The organism is Marinobacter albus (genome assembly GCF_030238305.1).
GTDB classification, from domain to species: Bacteria; Pseudomonadota; Gammaproteobacteria; order Pseudomonadales; family Oleiphilaceae; genus Marinobacter; species Marinobacter albus.
The window spans coordinates 425,591-440,749 of the sequence record NZ_JASSQD010000002.1 but is presented as its reverse complement, the minus strand read 5'-3'; the positions used below and the strand labels follow the sequence as shown (position 1 = coordinate 440,749).

General features: G+C 63.0%; 12 protein-coding genes. 7 read left to right on the top strand and 5 right to left on the bottom strand.

Annotation, left to right across the window (positions count from 1 at the left end; genetic code table 11):
* Positions 1 to 14: 14 nt before the first annotated feature.
* From QQF73_RS13515 to QQF73_RS13490, 6 genes are all read left to right on the top strand, one after another.
* A complete protein-coding gene (locus tag QQF73_RS13515) occupies positions 15 to 449 on the top strand; it encodes a YkvA family protein (RefSeq protein ID WP_219867759.1) in 435 nt (144 codons plus the stop codon).
* A gap of 318 nt (positions 450 to 767) precedes the next feature.
* Positions 768 to 1,976 carry an ammonium transporter gene (locus QQF73_RS13510; RefSeq protein WP_219867758.1) on the top strand — a complete coding sequence of 403 codons (1,209 nt, stop codon included), beginning with the start codon at positions 768 to 770 and terminating at the stop codon, positions 1,974 to 1,976.
* Positions 1,977 to 2,175: 199 nt separating this feature from the next.
* Complete coding sequence (locus QQF73_RS13505; RefSeq protein ID WP_219867757.1) at positions 2,176 to 3,609, top strand: circularly permuted type 2 ATP-grasp protein; 1,434 nt, start codon at positions 2,176 to 2,178, stop codon at positions 3,607 to 3,609.
* Positions 3,603 to 4,541 (top strand): alpha-E domain-containing protein, encoded by a 939-nt coding sequence (locus QQF73_RS13500; RefSeq protein ID WP_219867756.1) that lies wholly within the window; start codon positions 3,603 to 3,605, stop codon positions 4,539 to 4,541. The genes QQF73_RS13505 and QQF73_RS13500 overlap by 7 nt, the downstream gene beginning before the upstream one ends.
* Positions 4,538 to 5,323: a transglutaminase family protein gene (locus QQF73_RS13495; RefSeq protein WP_285368538.1), complete on the top strand. Its 786-nt coding sequence runs from the start codon at positions 4,538 to 4,540 to the stop codon at positions 5,321 to 5,323. Before QQF73_RS13500 ends, QQF73_RS13495 begins: the two co-directional genes overlap by 4 nt.
* Before the next feature lie 96 nt (positions 5,324 to 5,419).
* A complete protein-coding gene (locus tag QQF73_RS13490) occupies positions 5,420 to 6,184 on the top strand; it encodes a proteasome-type protease (protein WP_219867754.1) in 765 nt (254 codons plus the stop codon).
* Here the strand turns inward: QQF73_RS13490 and QQF73_RS13485 are convergent.
* From QQF73_RS13485 to QQF73_RS13465, 5 genes are read right to left on the bottom strand one after another with little or no spacing between them, the layout of a single operon-like run.
* On the bottom strand, positions 6,151 to 7,236 hold the full coding sequence (locus tag QQF73_RS13485; RefSeq protein WP_219867753.1) for a lipocalin-like domain-containing protein: 1,086 nt from the start codon (positions 7,234 to 7,236) through the stop codon (positions 6,151 to 6,153). The genes QQF73_RS13490 and QQF73_RS13485 overlap by 34 nt on opposite strands.
* Positions 7,233 to 9,518, bottom strand: a complete 2,286-nt coding sequence (locus tag QQF73_RS13480) for an FtsX-like permease family protein (RefSeq protein WP_285368537.1) — start codon at positions 9,516 to 9,518, stop codon at positions 7,233 to 7,235. Before QQF73_RS13480 ends, QQF73_RS13485 begins: the two co-directional genes overlap by 4 nt.
* 4 nt (positions 9,519 to 9,522) lie before the next feature.
* Positions 9,523 to 10,206, bottom strand: coding sequence for an ABC transporter ATP-binding protein (locus tag QQF73_RS13475; RefSeq protein ID WP_285368536.1), 684 nt, complete (start codon positions 10,204 to 10,206; stop codon positions 9,523 to 9,525).
* Between the two features lie 14 nt (positions 10,207 to 10,220).
* Positions 10,221 to 13,385: an efflux RND transporter permease subunit gene (locus QQF73_RS13470; RefSeq protein ID WP_285368535.1), complete on the bottom strand. Its 3,165-nt coding sequence runs from the start codon at positions 13,383 to 13,385 to the stop codon at positions 10,221 to 10,223.
* On the bottom strand, positions 13,382 to 14,623 hold the full coding sequence (locus tag QQF73_RS13465) for an efflux RND transporter periplasmic adaptor subunit (RefSeq protein WP_285368534.1): 1,242 nt from the start codon (positions 14,621 to 14,623) through the stop codon (positions 13,382 to 13,384). Before QQF73_RS13465 ends, QQF73_RS13470 begins: the two co-directional genes overlap by 4 nt.
* A gap of 84 nt (positions 14,624 to 14,707) precedes the next feature.
* On the opposite strand from QQF73_RS13465, the gene QQF73_RS13460 reads away from it, so the two are divergent.
* A complete protein-coding gene (locus tag QQF73_RS13460) occupies positions 14,708 to 15,151 on the top strand; it encodes a potassium channel family protein (RefSeq protein WP_219868135.1) in 444 nt (147 codons plus the stop codon).
* Positions 15,152 to 15,159: the final 8 nt, after the last annotated feature.

The window sequence follows — 15,159 nt, the reverse complement described above, 5'->3', positions numbered from 1 at the left end:
TAGGACACCCGTTTATGGCCCTGTTCAGTCAGAAGAACGCCGAGGAACAACTGAACGCCGAATCCGCGAAGGTGCATCGGGCCGATCTGGAGACGGTGCTCGAACGCCAGCGAGCCATCGAGGAAAAGGTGAAAGGCAGTGGCCGGCTCAAGCGCTTCAGTGCCGACATAAAACTGATGTTCTCGATGATCCGGGACTACTGGTACGGCAACTACCGCAGTGTCCCCTGGAAGACCATCGCCGCAGTCGCCGGCGCCCTGCTGTACGTGCTCAACCCGCTTGATGTCATTCCCGACCTGATCTTTGGTTTTGGTTTCCTCGACGACGCCGGTGTTGTCGCCCTGTGTCTGAAACTGGTCGAATCGGATCTGCACCGCTACGCGGCGTGGAAAGAACAACAGGAAAACCAAAAGCAGGAATCGGATCCCGGATTTACACAATCAAATTGATTGAAAAATAAACCAACGGGAAGGTGTGCTGGTTTTAGAAGACCGGGAAGTCGGCTCGCCGTTTCTGGCCCGGTCACCGGCGACAGCATCACCTGGTAACCCCACCAGCACCGACCAATACGGTGCATCTTTCCCATTTATGCACCGTATTGGTGCCATTTCTGTTCATTGCCCGCACCAGAACTCCAGCGAAGGACTTACAACTGACCACCACTCCTAATTTTGCATTGTTTTGGAACACCTCTTGCTTATGTGCACACCCACAATGCACAGAAAGCCCGACAGAGGCTGAAACACACCATCAGGAGCGAAAAACCCGTGGACATCACGAGTGCAGTACATACCCTGACCGAGAGCGCCAACACGCTGTTCATTCTCATCGGTGCCATCATGGTACTGGCCATGCACGCCGGCTTTGCCTTCCTCGAAGTGGGCACCGTGCGACACAAGAACCAGGTCAATGCCCTGGTCAAGATCATGACCGACTTCGGCGTCTCCGCCGTCATGTATTTCTTCATCGGCTACTACGTTGCCTACGGCAGCCACTTCATGTCCGGTGCTGCCGAGCTGACCGCCAGCAACGGCTACGAGCTGGTCAAGTTCTTCTTCCTGATGACCTTCGCGGCAGCCATACCGGCGATTGTGTCGGGCGGTATTGCCGAGCGGGCGAAGTTTTACCCGATGCTGATTGCATCCGGCCTGATCGTCGCGTTCATCTACCCCTTCTTCGAGGGCCTGATCTGGAACGGCAACTACGGTTTCCAGGCCTGGCTTGAGAGCCAGTTTGGTGCATCCTTCCACGACTTTGCCGGCTCCGTTGTAGTGCATGCGGTCGGTGGCTGGATTGCCCTGGCGGCGGTGCTTCTGCTTGGCGCCCGTAACGGTCGCTACCGCAATGGCCGGGTGGTCGCCTTTGCCCCGTCCAACATTCCTTTCCTGGCCCTGGGCGCCTGGATCCTGACCGTGGGCTGGTTCGGCTTTAACGTCATGTCGGCACAGACCCTGGATGGCATCAGCGGTCTGGTGGCCGTCAACAGCCTGATGGCCATGGTCGGCGGCATTCTCGTGTCCATGCTGCTGGGCCGGAAGGATCCGGGCTTCATCCACAACGGACCACTGGCCGGACTGGTTGCTGTTTGTGCAGGTTCCGACCTGATGCATCCTGTTGGTGCACTGATCACTGGCGGTGTCGCCGGCGCCATCTTCGTTTACCTGTTCGAATGGGCCCAGGACAAGATCGAGCGCCTGGACGATGTTCTGGGTGTATGGCCCCTGCACGGCGTGTGCGGTGTCTGGGGCGCAATCGCCTGCGGCATCTTCGGCCAGGCGAGTCTCGGCGGCCTGGGCGGCGTCAGCCTGATGTCCCAGATCATCGGCTCCGTTGCCGGCGTTGCCATCGCCTTTGTCGGCGGCCTGATCGTATACGGCGTGATCGGCGCCATCTCGGGGCTGCGCCTGACCGAGGAAGAAGAGTTCAACGGCGCGGACGTCAGCATTCACCGCATTGGTGCGACGGCCGTAGAGTAAGCTCCCCCTTCCAACAACAGGCGGCCATCTGGCCGCCTGTTGTCCTTCTATACCCCCCGAATTGACAGACGCCCGGTCTTCTCCTTTCTTTAAATCAAGGCAGTTTTCCAAAAACGACAACTACTGGCCCACCTTTTGCTGCCGATTACCTTACCGTGTGCCATACGCGCCGGCACCGCCCTAGGAGATGTACGGAATCATGCTGATTCAGACACCGGACCAAGGCCTGTTTGACGAACTGTTCGACCGGGACAACAAAGTACGACCGCACTGCCGAATGCTGGAGCAGTGGTTGATCAACTCGGATGAAACCCTGATTGCTGAAAAGCGTCGAGAAGCGGATGTGCTGTTCCAGCGCCTGGGCATCACCTTCAACGTCTACGGTGAAGACCAGGGCGCCGACCGGCTGATACCGTTCGATCTAATTCCCCGGGTGATCTCCGCCAGCGACTGGCACAAATTGCAGAGCGGTCTGCGCCAGCGGGTGCAGGCACTGAACCGCTTCCTGTTCGATATCTACCACGACTACGACATCGTCAAAGCCGGCGTGATCAGCGCCGAGCAGGTTTTTGCCAACCCGCAATACCAGCCCGGCATGCAGGCCCTGAAACTGCCGCGCAATCTGTATTGCCACATCGCCGGGATTGACCTGATTCGTAATAACGACGGCGACTTCTACGTCCTCGAGGACAACCTGCGCTGCCCCAGCGGCGTTTCCTACATGCTCGAGAATCGCCGCATGATGATGCGTCTGTTCCCGGAGCTTTTCGCCCACTCACCGGTGGCGCCCGTTGAGCACTACCCCAATCTGCTGGGTGAGACACTGCGTGCAGCCTCTCTCAAACCGGACCCGACCGTGGTGGTCCTGACTCCCGGCCGATTCAACAGCGCCTATTTCGAGCACGCCTTCCTCGCCCGGCAAATGGGCGTGGAACTGGTGGAAGGCGCCGACCTGTTCGTGCACCAGAACAAGGTGTTCATGAAGACCACGGTCGGCCCCCAGCAGGTCGACGTCATATACCGCCGCATCGACGACGACTTCCTCGACCCACTCGCGGGCAATCCCGACTCCATGCTGGGTGTGCCCGGACTTTACTCCGCCTACCGGACCGGCAACGTGGTGCTGACCAATGCCATGGGCACCGGCGTCGGGGATGACAAATCCATCTACCCCTACGTGCCCGACATGATCCGCTTCTACCTGGACGAGGAACCGATCCTGAAAAACGTTCCCACCTGGCAGTGCCGCAAGAAAAAGGATCTCCAGTACGTACTCGACCACCTGCCGGAGCTCGTGGTCAAAGAAGCCCAAGGGGCCGGTGGTTACGGCATGCTGATTGGCCCGAAGGCCAGCAAACAGGAACTCGCCACCTTCCGCAGCCTGCTCAAGGCCCGGCCCCAGGATTACATCGCCCAGCCTACCCTGAGCCTGTCCACCTGCCCGACCTTTGTCGATGAGGGCATCGCGCCCCGCCACCTGGACCTGCGACCGTTCGTGTTGTCGGGCAAGAAAATCCAGATGGTGCCCGGCGGACTGACCCGGGTTGCCCTCAAGAAGGGCTCACTGGTGGTGAACTCGTCCCAGGGCGGTGGCACCAAAGACACCTGGGTACTGGAGGATGACTTATGCTGAGCCGCGCCGCCTCCAGCCTGTTCTGGATGGCCCGTTATCTGGAACGGGCCGAAAGCCAGGCCCGACTGCTTGATGTCAGCCTGACCATGGCCCTGATCGACGTGCCCGAAGACCGGATCGAACAGCTCTCCGTTCCGCTCCTGGTGTCGGGCACACGGGAGATGTTCTTTGAATACTACAACGAAGTAACGCCCCAGAACCTGATCGATTTCCTGGTACTGGATGATCGCCATCCCGCCAGCGTGTACACCATGATTCGCAGTGCCCGCGACAATGCACTGCATGTCCGCGGCAACCTGTCCGCGGACGTCTGGGAAAGCATCAACCAGGCCTGGTTCGAAATGAAGGAGTTGCGCCAGCGGGGCGTCAGCGAATCCAATGCCAGCACGGTGTTTGACTGGGTCCGGGAACGTTCCCACATGTTCCGGGGTGCGGCCTACGGCACGCTGCTGCGCAACGATGCCTTCCACTTCCTGCGCCTGGGCACCTTCCTCGAACGCGCGGACACCACCGCCCGGGTCCTGGACATCCGTTACGTGATGGCCATGAAAGCGATGGAAGAACATCCCACCCAGTCGTTTTTCGAATGGACGGCGGTGCTGCACTCGCTGGCCGCGTTCGAAGCCTACCAGAACACCTACGGGCACAACCTGGACCCGATGAACGTCGCCGAGTTGTTGATCCTCGAGCCCGATGTTCCCCGTTCGCTGCGCGGCTGCCTGCAGGAAATCGCCAGCCTGCTGGAGGAGATCGAGAGCGACACCGCCCGGCGCTCCCGCCGACTGGCCTCCAGCCTGTACGCTAACATTCGCTACGGCGACCGGGAGTACATCGCCGAACGGGGCCTGCATGAGTATCTCGTGGATTTTCTGGAGCGCATCCAGGGCATTGCCGGGCAGATCCGGAACGACTTCATGGGGTGGAAACAATGAGACTCACGATTCAGCATGAAACCCGATACACCTACGAAACCACGGTCCAGAACAGCATCCAGTACATCCGGCTGATTCCCAGGAATACGCCCCAGCAACGGGTCCACGACTGGCACCTGCACACACCGGGTGAAACCAGCCAGATGATGGACGGGTTTGGCAATCCGGTGACCATCATGACGCTCCACGACGCGGTCCCGGAAATTGTCCTGAGGGCGGAAGGCGTGGTCGATCTGACCGGCAAGCCACTGACCCGGGACGACTCGCCCTTCCCGCCCCAGGTCTTCCTGCGTCATACGACGCTGACCGAGACCGACGAAGCCCTGAAGGATTTCGCCAGCCAGTACTCCGCCAACAAGCGCAGCCTGGTGCGGCTCATGAAACATCTCCGTGAACACATCACCTTCATGCCGGGTGCCACCACGGTCACCCACTCGGCCAGCGAAGCCTTCAACCTGGGGGCCGGTGTCTGTCAGGATCATACCCATATTTTCCTGGCGTGCTGCCGCCACATCGGCGTCCCGGCCCGGTACGTCAGCGGTTACATTCATTCCGCGAACGACGATCATGTGGCCACTCACGCCTGGGCCGAAGCCTGGATCGGCAGCAACTGGCACACCTTCGACGTGGTCAACACCCTGAACGTGGCCGAAAGCCACATCAAGCTGGCCGTGGGCCTGGACTACCTCGATGCGGCACCGGTCCGGGGCGTTCGCAGCGGCGGTGGAACCGAGCACATGCAGACCACCGCCTGGGTCACCAAGGCCACCGGAAGCCAGTAACAAAAAACTCAAAAATGCGACAAGAAAGCACTCACACCTCGCCGGATGTTGAGATTAGACTACGCTGCTGAAGAAGGGCCTTATCAGGAGGGCTTCATGACCTATTGCGTAGCGATGCGTCTGGCTGACGGGCTGGTGTTCGCATCGGATTCCCGGACCAATGCCGGCTTTGACCAGATTTCCACCTTTCGCAAGATGCACGTGTTCGAGCAGCCCGGAGAACGCGAACTGGTCCTGTTGTCCGCAGGCAACCTCGCCACCAGCCAGAGCGTGATCAGCCTTCTGGAGCGCCGCGTCGGCACCGATGCGGCGAACGTGCTGAACACGGCCTCCATGTTCGAGACCGCCGAAATCGTCGGCCAGACCATGCGCGAAGTGATCCGGCGGGACAACCCGGACGGCAAGCTGAACCACGTGGATTTCAGCTGCTCACTGATCCTGGGTGGTCAGATCAGGGGCGAGGCGCCGCGCCTGTTCAACATCTACCCGGAAGGCAACTTCATTGAGGCGACCGAAGAGACCCCCTATTTCCAGATCGGCGAATCCAAGTATGGCAAACCCATCCTGGACCGGGTCATCAATTTCCGCACCCCGCTGGACCGGGCCTACCAGTGCGCGTTGATCTCCTTTGATTCCACCATGAAGAGCAACCTGTCGGTGGGGATGCCTCTCGATATCGCCATCTACAGGAAGGACGCCCTCAAGCCCTGCCTGACCGAGCAGGTCGAAGAGCACTGCGCGTACTTCGAGACGCTCAGGCAACAGTGGCACCAGGGCATCCAGGATCTGTTTGTCGGACTCGAGCCGCCGGCGCTCAGCAAGACGGATTACTCCCCGCCGTACCCGGTCAGCTCCATGTAGCCTTCGCCGGAGTGGCTGCCGGTGACACTCACCGGACTCTCCCAGTAGGGGAACTGCCCGCGGTTCCGGTAGTCACCCGGCGGAGCCTTCACCGACAGATCCACTCCATAGTCCGGCACTTGCAGCCGCCACCGGGTCGGCATATCGCCCCGCAAGCTTCCCGGCGTCAGCATAAGGTCGCCAGGGCCCAGTGCTACGGGTTCACCAGCCGCCGGAATCCATGTGCCGGAGACAAACCCACCCTCGCCTTCTCGCAACCGGAAGGCCATGAGCTTGTCCCCGGAATCCAGATGCAGGGCAAACCAGTCCCAGCCCTGCTGCCCGGCTTTCAGCAACTGGCTGCTCCATTCCCGATCAAACCAGCCCTTGCCCCTGACCGACAGGGTTTGCCCATCAACGGTTACCGTTCCTTCAATCGCGATATCGACCAGACTGAAGTACATGGACCCCTCGCCACTGGCAGACTTGGCGCTGAAACCGGCCTCACCATGGGCGACCGGCTCACCCTGCACCCGTAATGACAGGTCGTAGGACCAATCCGCAGCCGACACCTGCAAGCGCCATGCATCACTGCCGCCCTCACTGGTCAGTTGCCAGTCATCCAGCCAGACCTCGAATGGCTCGGCCGTCGCTCCGGCGTGGCCAACGTCCCCCCGGGCCAGCTTCTCGGCAAAACGGTGCTGCCCCGTCCAACTGACCGCGCCATGGGCCTTCCAGGCCGCCTGCAGCGGCCAGCGCGAAGGGGGCGGTGGTGCCTGCGTGGGCGGTCTCGGCTCCAGGGTCTGGCGGAACTGGGTCCACTGCAGGCCGAGAGGCTCACCCCCGGAGGTTTCCAGGTTCGCGGTCAGGTACCACCATTCAATACGGTGCTGCGGGTGGGGGCCAAAATCCTCCGGGAAGGTCAGGCGGTCACCCGGCTCCGGCTGCAGAAACGGCACCGTCGCCGGACTCTGCCCGGACTCCGCGAGTCCGGCAAAGCCGGCTTGCTCAGGTGGCTCGGAACAGCCCGCAACCAGTAGCAGAAGGGCCGCGACAATCCGGCGGGATCTCATCGTTCACCCCCGGACAGGCCACTGGCGGACACCGGCATCGCCGCCGGCTGCCGAAGCTGGCGGCGCATGAGGGCGGCAATACTGAGCCCGATAATCAGGCTGAGCCCGGCCAGTTCGAACCAGAACTCCGGGTACACCGCCATGGGCAGGGACCAGCCAAAGGCCTGGGGGTTGACCCGATGCACCAGCGCCCAGGTCAGCCAGATGCCCAGCGGCAGCGCCAGCACCGCGATGCTCATGGTCAGGGTCACCGACAGCCGGACCAGTTGTCCGGCCACCTCACGCGGGCCCATCCCCCACACCGCCAGCAACCGGTAGTACCAGACCCGGGTCGTGAAAAACACCCAGCCCATGATCAGCAGCGCCATCGCTGCCAGAATCAGGGTCAGGACGGTCATGGAGCGGGTCAATAGAAAGGTCTGCTCGAAGACGGAGTCGGCCAGGGCCCGTATCCGCCCGTTGTCGCGAAGGGACAACGTCTCGGTCTGCCAGACCCGCTTCAGGCCGGAGGTCACCGCATCCAGATCCGCCGTGTCGGGACTGATGGCGAAGCTTTCACCGTCCGGACGGAAGCCCGCCGGCAGTTGCGCGGCGTGGATCAGCACCTCCCCGGCGGGCCGCCCGTAATCCGGATAGACTGCCAGCACCGGTGCTGTCCAGCGTTCGCCAGCCAGGGCCAACGTCAGGCTATCCCCCACGGACAGCTGCCTGCGCCGGGCCAGCTGCTCGTTGACCATAATCCCCTGCCCCCGGGAGAACGCCTCCCAGGGGGCATCTATTGCCGCCTGCAGACGCCAGGTCCCGAGCATGTTGCTGACGGGCCCGAGAGCAAACAGATCCACGGTCTGCCCGGGCCACCCGTCGACGGCCGGCAGGATGGCACGGCCCCGGACCACCCGGTGCCACCGCCCGCTCCCGGCGAGTGGCGATTGGGTTTCCAGCCAGTCAGCGGCGGCCAGGCTGTCAGCGCCGGCAGGCACCTCGATGAAATAGTCCGCCGCCAGACGCTGGGAAAGCCAATCATCAAAGGTGGCCTCAAACACCGTCACCAGGGCCTGGACCGCCAGCACCATGGCCAGTGCAAACTGCAAGGCGACCAGTGGCAATGCCAGCCGGCGGGCAAGCACGCCAATTTCTGCACACTGCCAGCGGGTGAGCGGGGCCGCACTCGCCCGGCCACACCGTCGGGCCAATTCGCTTATGAGGCCGGGGGCCAGTACACCGGCACCGGCAAACACCAGCGCGATGGCCACAAAGGTCAACGCCAGGGACGAGGAGACAAACGCAAGCGCCAGCCCAGCCACCAGGGTGAGCAAGGTTACCCGGTAACCCTGGCCGGCAAGCCTCCTGATGACCTGACGCCCCGAGAAATGCAATTGATCGGCCAGGCATACAGCCAGCACCACTGCCATCATGGTCAGCACCGGCGTCAGCCAGCTGCTTCCCTGACCGGCGAAAAGCGGAACATCAAACAGGCTCTCCAGCGCCTGACCAAACCCGCTGCCCAAGCCACCGGCCAGCAGCCTGCCCAGTGCCACTCCCGGCACCACACACACCGCCGCCAGCAGGACAATCTCGATGACCAGAGCCCGCCTAACAGCCGGTTCGGGCACGCCAAACCGGTGTAACAGGGCAAAACTGTCCCGGCGCTGGGCCAGACCCAGCTGATGCACGCTGCGCAGCAACAGGGCGGTAATCAGCAATACCAGAACCCCGAGGGCGTCCAGGTTCAACAAAAAGCTTTCGCCCAGCTCCCCGGTATCGGGGCCCAGGGAAAAGGGCGCCCGGCGATAGGCCTCCGGCAATGCCGGTTGACCCGGCGGCCCCGAGAGCAACAGCGACAAGGTCGCCCGGGCGCCATCTTCGGCGGCCGCAAGATTCTTCGCCTCCCGGATATCAAGGAAGGGTTCGCCATTCAGCGGCTGGTCCCAGCCCCGGTAGGACTCTGCAGGCTGTCCGAAGCACGCGGCCGCCAGGGGATCGATACCCACCACCCGGCCTGTTGAGGCCGGACGTTCCACCTCCAGCCAGGGCATGACACAGTGCCCGGCCCGACGCAGGGCGACAAAATCCGCCACCGTCACCGGCATGCCGTCCACGCGTTCCACCTGGGCACGTTCCGCCACCGCCCGTTCGCTCTGGCCCAGACTGGCGCGGGCCTGACTGGTCAGGTGGCTAACACCGGTCCACAAGGCGCTGGCCACCACCATCATGGCGGCCAGCGCCAGTAACTGGAGCGGGTGTCGGCGATAGTGGCTCAGCAGCGCAGCGAACAACTTCATGGGACTAGGCCGGAGCCGTATGGGCAAGGTCCAGGCGCTGTTCACAACGGGCAGCCAGCTCGGCATCGTGAGTCGCCAGAATCAGGGCGCAGCCGGTTTTTGCCTGAAGCCGGAACAACTCATCGGCGACGTCGTCCGCGGTGTGCCGGTCGAGGCTGCCGGTGGGTTCGTCGGCCAGCACCAGGGCGGGCTGCATGGCAAACACCATGGCGAGGGCTGCCCGCTGGCGCTGGCCACCGGAAACCTGGTCCGGATACCGCCCGGCGAGCTCGCCAATCTCCAGACGCTCCAGCCAGGCCGAACAGTCATCGGGGTCCTGACCCGCCAGGCCAGCCCTGAGGCGCACATTATCCAGCAGCGACATGGCAGGCATCAGGTTGGCTTCCTGAAACACCACGCCAATGTGCCGGCAACGCAGGTCCGCCCATCGCCGGCTGTCCCCGCGCCCGTTCCGGGGCTGCCGGCCATTAAAGAGTTCGCCACACACCGAGATCACGCCGGCGTCCGGTTGCTCCAGTCCGCACAGCAGGTTCAGCAAGGTACTCTTGCCGGAGCCCGAGCGACCCATCAGGGCCAGGGACCCACCACCGCCCAGAGTCAGGTCGATGTCCGAGAGTACCGGCACCAGTTCGGTCCCACTGTCAAAATGCTTGGCCAGTCCACGAACTCGTAGCAGTTCATCCTGCATGCATCATTCCGCCCTCAGTCTTCTGCCCCCAGAGGCGTTGCCGTCTCGCCATGCCGCTGCGCCCGCCATTCCCGGAACTGCTCCATCCACGACAGCAATGCCGGAATGACCAACAGAACCAGCAACGTCGACAGCCCCAGCCCAAAGGCGATCGAGGTCGCCATGGGAATCAGGAACTGGGCCTGCAACGAGGTTTCAAACAGCAGCGGCAACAGCCCGCCAATGGTGGTCAGCGAAGTAAGCAACACAGCCCGGACCCGCTGCACCGCCGCCTCGTTCAATGCGTCGGTGATGCCAAGCCCTTTCTGCCGCTGCTGATTGTAGAAGGCTACGAGGATAATCGCGTTATTGACCACAATTCCGGACAGACCGAACAACCCGAACAGGGACAGGATGGTGAGCTGGAGCCCCATCAGCCAGTGGCCCAGCAAGGCGCCCACGAGGGCGAAGGGAATGATGGCCATCACGATCAACGGCAGGCTCCAGGACGCAAACACCCAGGCCAGCACCACGTACATCAGGCCGAGACCAATCGTCAGCCCGGTCCTCATGTCGGCCAGGGTTTCCCGCTGATCCGCGGCCCGGCCTTCAAAGCTGTACCGGACATTGAAGCGGCTGGCGATGTCCGGAAGGGCTTCGGCCTGAAGGCTGTCCAGAATCTGGTCGGTGGTACTGACCCGGGTGTTGAGCCCCGAGGTAACCTCCACCGACAGCTTGCCATCGGCGTGCCGGAGCGCCTGAAAGCCCTGCCGGTGATCGAGGTTCATAACCTGGGACAGGGGCACGAAACGGCCATCCGATACCCGCACCGTCATCCGCGACAGGGTGGACAGGTGCTCCCGCTGGTACCGGGGCAGCTGCACCCGAACCTCGACTTCATCCCGGCCGTCCTGATAGATCTGCGCGATGCGGCCGTCAAAGGCTGCTCGCAGCTGCCGGCCGAGTTCGGCGGTCGTCAGCCCGAGCGCCTCGCCATAGGCGCTGACCTGATAGATCAGCTGTTCCCGGCCCCAGGGCATGTCATCTTCGACATCGAGCACACCGGGCAGGGTGGCCAGCGCCTGGGACAGTTCCTCGGCTGCCGCTTTCAGACTCTCGGCATCGTCACCGGTCAGACGCACGTTCACGTCCCGGCCCGGGGGCCCCGCCTGCCGCTCCGAGATGCTCAGGTTATCGAGGCCGGCCGGCAGACGCAGGCGACTGCGCCATTCGTTGATAAATTCGGGGTTCCGGACCGAGCGCTGGCCGGAGGGCACCAGCTCAATCATCATGGCACCGAGTTCATCGCCGTTCCGGGACCGGCCCTCGGCCCCCAGGGTGGCCCCGCGTGTGGTCACCGCATGCAGGATCAGGTCGCCGCCGAGGGCGGACTCGGTGTCGTTCAGGGCTTTGCGCATGTCCGCCAGGAACCGATCCACCGTGCCCTGGTCGGTACCGGCAACAAAGCCGGCGTTGGCGTAGAAAATCGAGGGTTCGGGTGTTGGAAAGAAATTGAAGCCAAGGCGACCGCCGGCCAGTAGCCCAACGGTCAATAGCGACAACGCCAGCGCCCCGGCCAGCGTTATGCCCCGGTGCTTCAGGCTGAGCAGGGAAAAGCGGCGAAAGCCGCCTTGCCGGAACTGGTCAAAACGCCGTTCGAAGCCCGCCCGCAGCCGGGCAACCGGGTTTCGGGCCGGAGCGGCTGGCTCGGGGGTCCGGGATTTGGCGGGCCGCACGACAAAGGCATGACGCAGATGCGCGGGCAGAACGATGAAGCACTCCAGCAGCGAAGCCACCAGGACACAGATCATCACCGTAGGGATGTCCCCCAGAATGTTCCCGATCACACCGCCGACCACCAGCAGGGGCATGAACGCCGCCACAGTGGTCAGCGAGGACGCCAGCACCGGCCACACCATGCGTTTGGCCGCGCCTTCGGAGGCATAGATGGGGTCCTCGCCCACCCTGGCGTGGGCGTCGGCGTCTTCGCCCACCACGATGGCATCGTCAACGATCACCCCCAGCGCCATGATCAGCGCAAACAGGGAGATCATGTTGATGGAACCGCCGATGCCCCAGAGCACCGCCATGGATGCCAGGAACGCCGTGGGAATACCGATGGCCACCCACAGGGCCACGCGCCCGGGAAGAAACAGGTACAACAGGCACACCACCAGCACCAGGCCGCCAAGACCGTTTTTCACCAGCAGTGAGATGCGATCGTTCAGCAGCTGCCAGGTCTGGTCGTACACTTCCAGTTCCAATGAAGGCGGCAGGGTCGGCCGGGTTTCCCTGATCCACTCATCCAACACCTCGGCGGCGGCCAGCGAATTGCCGTTCTCGGCCCGCTGCAACAGCAGTTCCACGGCCGGATGGCCGTTCCGGGTAAGGGTAATCTGATTGTCCCGCGTCTCCTGCCGGATGATGGCGATATCGCCCAGCCGCAACTGGACCCGGTCGCCACTGAGCACCGGAATGCTCTCGAACGCCTGGGGCGACCGCCGCTGTTCCACCGCCCTCAACTCCCGGGTGGCGTCCTGCTGCGCCATCATCCCCGCCGGCAAGTCCCGGGAGATGGAGGCCACCCGATCGGCAACCTGCTCCAACGAAAGGCCCAGGGTTTCCAGGCGCTCCACGGGAACGGCGATGCTGATCTGCTGTTCCGGCAGCCCGGTGATTGCCACGCGGTCTATGCCGCGTTCCAGCAACTCGTCTTCGTACCGGTAACTCAGCGCCCGCAATTCACTGCGCGCGACATCACCGTAGACGAGCAACCGGGCCACCGGTTCGTAGCGTTCGACCCGGGTAACCTGGGGCTCCTCGGCATCGGCCGGCAGGTTGGTGAATTCGTCCACCTTCTGGCCCACATCGTCCAGGGCCTGTATCGGGTTGGTGCCCTCGTGGAATTCCAGGGTGATGGAAGCTATGCCCTGGGCTGAGGTGGAGGTCATCTTTTTCAGACCATTAATACTGCGCAACCGCTGTTCGAGCGGGTCGGTAATTCCCTGCTCCACGTCCTCGGCCGAGGCGCCGCTCCAGACCACGCGGACACTCACCACGTCCAGGGCAAAGGTGGGGAAAAACTGGATATTCATCCGGGTCAGCGCCAGCGCGCCACCGAGCAGCATCATCAGCATCACCAGGTTTGCAGCCACCCGGTGATGGACGAAGAACCCGATGATGCCCTTCCTGCGCCTCATGGCGAGGACTCCTCCCGACTCTCCGCCAGCTCCACTTTCAGACCCGTCACCGCGTTGGGAAGGTGCGTGGTGATCAGGCGCGCGCCCGGCTCCAGAGCATCACCGGCAACGAGCAGCCAGCGTTCGCCATTCTCGGCCCGGGCCTCACCGATGCGCTGAACCACCGCGCGTTCCATCCGGTTATCGCGGTTCATCAGATAGACGGCATCGGCCCCATAAAGAGCGCTGAAGGGAATGGCAACCGTCTGGTCGCGTTCGGGCCGCTCCAGCCGGACCGGCAGCAATTCACCCGGCCGCAGACCGGCACCGGGGCCCAGCAGCGAGAGAATGGCTTCGGTCCCGGCCGGGTCAGCCGTGCCGGCAAACCGGGACAATTGAAATCGGTGGGCGCCGTCTTCGCTGGACGCGATCAGGGTTTCGCCCCGATCCAGGGCCTCCAGCAACTCCGCGCGAAACACGGCGGGTACCTGGGCCCTCAATTCCAGCCCACGATCCGGGTACAACGACAGCAGCGGGGCATTACGGGCGACCTGATCCCCGGGTGCAACCTGTACGTCCGTGACAACGCCGTCAAAGGGCGCTGCCAGCCGCGACCGCTCCGCATCCCGCCGGATGATGGCCAGATTGGCCTCAGCCTGAGCCAGTTTTGCCTCAAGGCTCTGCAACCGGGCGGGGTGTTCCTCAATGGCACGTTGACGGGTTTTGACGGTCAGTTCAGCCCGGGCCAGGGCATCGGTGACCGCTTCCAGATTTTCCTGGGAAGCCAGATTACGTTTGACCAGTGACTCGGTGCGCTCCAGCTGTCGCCGGGCGTTGTCCCGGATGGCCAGCTCGCTGCGAATGGCCGACTGATCGTTGCGATAGCGCACCGCCTCGGCCTGCAGTTGGGCCTGCAGGTCTGCCACCTGGGCCTCGGCCTGGCTCACCACCGGGCCGATGTCCGCGTCGTCCAGAGCCACCAGCAGGTCTCCAGCCTTTACCCGCTCCCCTTCGGACACCGGGCGTGTGCCGATGCGGCCGGCCAGAGTGGCCGTGACAGTGAGCTGTTCAGGTGCTACCACCTGACCGTATAGTGGCAGCAGCGGTGTGTGGGTCCCCGGCTCGATGGTCTGAACATTCACACGCCAGCTGCGCTCGGTGGCACTCACTTCCGCCGGCTCCGGCCGGGTCATCTTGAGGACCAGGAAACCGAGGACGCCAACAGCAAGAATCAGCAGGGGAAAGAGTCGTTTGGACATTACTTCGTGGCCAGCTAAGGTGAATGGAACCCATCCTGTTAGGGCGTAAATCTACTACACAACCGGAGAAAACCACAGTTGGCCATGAACGAGCATGTCGTCCTGATCAACGTTACCGTCATCAACGCCCTGATTGTGGCGGCCGTCGTTCTCATCCACCACGAATCGCTGATTCGCCTGAGTGGGCTGCTCTCCAGCATGCGGCAAAGCCACCACTTCCGCATGATTGTTGCTGTTTTCGGCATCCTCGTGGCGCACACGGTCCAGGTCTGGATTTTCGCCGCAGCCTACTACGGGCTGCACCACGGTGAGGGCTGGGGCGAGCTGGTTGGCAATTTCAGCGGCAGCCTGCTGGATTGCGCCTACTTCTCGTTCACGACGTTCACCACCCTCGGATACGGCGACATTGAAGCTTTGGGCCACCTTCGATACCTCACCGGCATCGAAGCACTGACCGGCCTGGTACTGATCACCTGGAGCGCCTCGTTCCTGTTCGTGGAAATGCAGCGCTACTGGCCCACCCGCTAGCCCGGGCC